This window comes from Sandarakinorhabdus rubra (genome assembly GCF_010994245.1).
Taxonomy (GTDB): Bacteria; Pseudomonadota; Alphaproteobacteria; order Sphingomonadales; family Sphingomonadaceae; genus Sandarakinorhabdus; species Sandarakinorhabdus rubra.
In genome coordinates this window covers 1-909 of sequence record NZ_WMHO01000406.1, presented here as the reverse complement: position 1 = coordinate 909, position 909 = coordinate 1, and the positions used below count along the sequence as shown (strand labels likewise).

The following is a 909-nucleotide window of genomic DNA, read 5'->3' as shown; positions in this document are numbered from 1 at the left end:
CGCGTCGCCGTGCGGGCCGATCGTGGCCATGATGTCGTGCAGCCGCGCTTCGCCACCGTCGAGCGCCACGGCCTCGACGTCAGCGGCCAGCGCCGGATCACCCAGCGCCGTGGTCAGCACCCGGCGGCGCAGCAGGGCGGCGGCACGATCATCGAGCGTCTGGAAGCCCGGCGCGATACCGGCCTCCACCGGGAAACTGGCGATCAGGCCCTGCGCAAAGGCGTGGATGGTCTGGATCGCAAGGCCCGCCGGGGTTTCCAGCACCCGCGCGAACAGCCGCCGCGCGCGGGCCTGCGTGTCGGTATCGGTAGCCGCACCGATGGCGGCAAGATCGCTGGCCAGCACGTCGGCATCGCAGCCGGCCCACAGCGCCAGCCGCGCCATCACCCGGCCCTGCATCTCGGCCGCCGCCAGCTTGGTGAAGGTGAGGCACAGGATGGATTCGGGCCGCGCCCCGGCCAGCAGCAGGCGCAGCACGCGGGCGGTGAGCACCTGCGTCTTGCCGGTGCCGGCCGATGCCGACACCCAGGCATGCACATCCGGATCGGCGGCATCGCGCTGCGGCAACAGCAGCGGCAGCAGCGGCCTGGACGGGTCGGCGGCGCTCATGCCGGCTTGCCCGCTGCCGGGCGGTTGATCCATTCCGCCACCCGCGCCAGATGGTCATAGTCCGCCCAAGCCCAGTCCGGGCGCAGCTTGGGCGCGAACGGCGTCTCGGCCAGGAGATAGCGGCTGGTCAGCGCCTCCGCCGTGTCGAGCGCGGCCATCACATGATCGTCAACCGGCGGCGCCCCCTTGCCAGCCAGCGGCCGATGCAACTTGCCGGGCTGGCGGCGGCCGCCCATCAGCTGCCAATATTCGATGCCGGCCGGCAGCCCCCCCGGCAGCGGCCGGCCATCGGCGCCGATC

Annotated in this window: 2 protein-coding genes; both read right to left on the bottom strand. The window is 73.2% G+C overall.

The genetic code is table 11. The annotated features are described in order from the left end of the window. A partial coding sequence (locus GJV64_RS14885; protein WP_164158281.1) for a UvrD-helicase domain-containing protein occupies positions 1–609 on the bottom strand: 609 nt, incomplete at its 3' end. Then, positions 606–909, bottom strand: a 304-nt coding sequence (locus GJV64_RS14880; RefSeq protein WP_164158278.1) for a hypothetical protein, incomplete at its 5' end; no start/stop codon positions are given. The genes GJV64_RS14885 and GJV64_RS14880, both read right to left, overlap by 4 nt.